This window comes from Pseudonocardia sp. SID8383, assembly GCF_009864975.1.
Taxonomy (GTDB): Bacteria; Actinomycetota; Actinomycetes; order Mycobacteriales; family Pseudonocardiaceae; genus Pseudonocardia; species Pseudonocardia alni.
In genome coordinates, this window is record NZ_WWFY01001107.1 from 1 (window position 1) to 3,255 (window position 3,255).

Genomic DNA, 3,255 nt, shown 5'->3' on the forward strand with positions numbered 1-3,255 from the left:
GAGCGCGGCGAGCAGCGCCGACGCCCGGGCGGGCCCGGACGGCAGCCCGGACGTCCCGGCGGCGAGCAGCGACACCACCCGGTCCACGGGCCGGTCGGCGTCGTCGAGGACGCCGAGGGCCACGGTGAGCTCGTCGGTGGAGCCGTCGCCGACGACCACGGTCTCGGCGTCGAGCGCGGTCACGAGGGCGTCGGTCCAGGCGTCGGCACCGGCGGACACCAGCACGAGCGTCCGCCCGGTGACCGCGGCCGCCGGGGTCGGGACCGGGGTCCACGTCTCGCGGTAACGCCAGGTCGCGGCCGCGGACTCGGCGCCGTGGCGGCGGCGCCAGGCGGACAGCGCAGGGACCATCGTGGCGAGCGTGTCGCCGTCGACACCGAGCGAGCCCGACAGGCTCTCCAGGTCCTCCCGCTCGACAGCCGCCCAGAAGGCGGAGTCGGCCGGGTCGGCCGGTCCGGCGCCGCCGCCCGGCGTGCCGGGCTCGGGCCAGTAGCGTTCCCGCTGGAACGGGTAGGTCGGCAGCTCGACCGGCCCGCGGGCGGGCAGCACGGCCGCCCAGTCCGGTCCGGCGCCGTGGACGTGCAGGACGGCGAGGCCCTCGAGCAGCGCGGTGCCGGCGTCGCGGTCGCGCCGCTGGAGCGCGACGACCACCGCTGCCGGGCCGTCGGCCGGTGCCACCGTGTCCAGGGTCTGCTGGGCCGGGGCGAGCAGCGCCGCGTCCGGGCCGATCTCGGCGAACACGGTCGCCCCGGCCTCGTGCAGGGCGCGGACACCGTCGGCGAACCGCACGGCCTCCCGCACGTGACGCACCCAGTAGCCGGGCTCGCCCAGCTCCGGCCCGGCGAGGGCACCGGTGAGCGTGGAGACCAGTGGGATCCGCGGTGCGGCGAAGGTGATCCCCGAGATCGCGGCGGCGAACCCGTCGAGCATCGCGTCCATCAGCGGCGAGTGGAAGGCGTGGCTGACCCGCAGCCGCCGGGTCCGGCGGCCGTCGGCCGCCAGCCGGTCGGCGAGCGCGCCGACCCCGTCGGCGTCCCCGGAGAGGACCAGCGAGGCGGGCCCGTTGACCGCGGCGATCGCGACGCCGTCGGTGAGCAGCGGTGTGACCTCGTCCTCGGTGGCCTCGACCGCGACCATCGCGCCCCCGGCCGGGAGCGCCTGCATCAGCGAGGCCCGGGCCGCGACGAGCGCGCAGGCGTCGTCGAGGGAGAGCACGCCGGCCACGTGCGCGGCGGCGATCTCACCGACCGAATGCCCGGCGACCAGGTCCGGGGTGCGCCCCCAGGACTCCAGGAGCCGGTACAGCGCCACCTCGACGGCGAACAGCGCGGGCTGGGTGGTGCCGGTCTCGTCGAGCCGGTCGGCGGCCGCTGAGCCGGGCTCGGCGAACAGCGCGTCCCGCAGCGGTGCGTCGAGCAGGGTGTCGAACCGGGCGAGGACCTCGTCGAGGGCCTCGGCGTAGGCGGGGTGGCGCTCGTGGAGCGCACGGCCCATCCCGGCGTGCTGGGCGCCCTGCCCGGAGAACAGGAACGCCGTCCGGCCGGGGGTGCGGGGTGCGGTGCCGCGGGCGGCCTCGCGGATCCCGTCCGGGCCGGCGAGGAGCACGGCGCGGTGGCCGAACAGGGTGCGGCCACCGGCCAGGGTCGCGGCGACGTCGGTGGCGGTGTGCCCACCGGCAGCGCCGACCACGCGGTCGACCTGCTCCTGCAGGGCCGCGGGGGTGCGGGCGGACAGCACCCACGGGACCTCGCCGGGCAGCTCGGCGGCGGCGGTCTCCGGGGCGGGCGGTGCCTGCTCGACGATGACGTGGGCGTTGGTGCCGCTGACCCCGAACGCCGAGACACCGGCCCGGCGGGTGCCGCCGGTCTCCGGCCAGTCCCGGGCCTCGTCGAGCAGGGCCACGGTGCCGGCGCTCCAGTCGACGTGCGAGGACGGCGTGCCGGCGTGCAGGGTGCGGGGCAGCGTGGCGTGCCGCATCGCGAGCAGCATCTTGATCACCCCGGCGACGCCGGCGGCGGCCTGGGTGTGACCGATGTTGGACTTGACCGTGCCCAGGTGCAGCGGGCGGTCGGTGTCGCGGTCGCGGCCGTAGGTGGCGATCAGGGCCTGGGCCTCGATCGGGTCGCCGAGGGTGGTCCCGGTGCCGTGCGCCTCGACGGTGTCGACGTCGGCCGGGGTGAGCCCGGCGTCGGCCAGCGCCTGGCGGATGACCCGCTGCTGGGACGGCCCGCTGGGGGCGGTGAGCCCGTTGGAGGCGCCGTCCTGGTTGATCGCCGAGCCGCCGATCACGCCGTGCACGCGGTGGCCGTGGCGGCGGGCGTCGGACAGGCGCTCCAGCACCAGCATGCCGACGCCCTCGGACCAGGCGGTGCCGTCGGCGTCGTCGGAGAAGGGCTTGCAGTGCCCGTCCGGGGCGAGGCCGCCCTGGGTGGAGAACTCGACGAACGAGTCCGGTCCGGACATGACCGAGACCCCACCGGCCAGGACCAGGTCGGCCTCCCCGTCGGTCAGTGCCCGTCCGGCCCAGTGCAGGGCGACCAGCGACGAGGAGCAGGCGGTGTCGATGGTGACGGCGGGCCCCTCCAGGCCGAGGGTGTAGGACAGCCGGCCGGACATGACGCTGGCGGTGTTGCCGGTGGCGGCGTAGCCGGAGACGTCGTCGGCCGACCGGCGCAGCAGCGTCGCGTAGTCCTGGCCGTTGGTGCCGACGAAGACGCCGGTGGCCGAGCCGCGCAGCGTCGCCGGGTCGATCCCGGCCCGCTCGACGGCCTCCCAGGTGGTCTCCAGCAGCAGCCGCTGCTGGGGGTCCATGGCGAGCGCCTCGCGGGGGGAGATGCCGAAGAACCGGGCGTCGAAGTCCGCGACGCCGTCCAGGAACCCACCCCGCAGCGTGGCCGAGGCCCCGTCGCCGAGCGCGGCGAGGTCCCAGCCGCGGTCGTCGGGGAACCCGGTGATGCCGTCATCGCCGCGGGCCACGAGCTCCCACAGGTCCTCGGGGGTGCGGACCCCGCCGGGGAACCGGCAGGCCATCCCGACGACGACGATCGGGTCGTCCACGGCGGCGCTCGTGCGGACCGGGCCCCGCTGCTCGGGCAGCGTGCCGAGCAGCTCGCCGAGCAGGAACCCGGCCATCTCCCGCGGGGTGGGCCGGTCGTAGACCAGCGTCGCGGGCAGCGACAGCCCGGTGGCGGCGTTGAGCGCGTTGCGCAGCTCCAGGATGGTCAGCGAGTCGAAGCCGAGGTCGCGGAACGCGCG

Annotated in this window: 1 protein-coding gene; it reads right to left on the reverse strand. The window is 76.9% G+C overall.

Going from position 1 to position 3,255, the window contains the following annotated elements:
- On the reverse strand, positions 1 to 3,255 hold a 3,255-nt coding region (locus GTW08_RS26525), incomplete at both ends, for a type I polyketide synthase (RefSeq protein WP_161152690.1).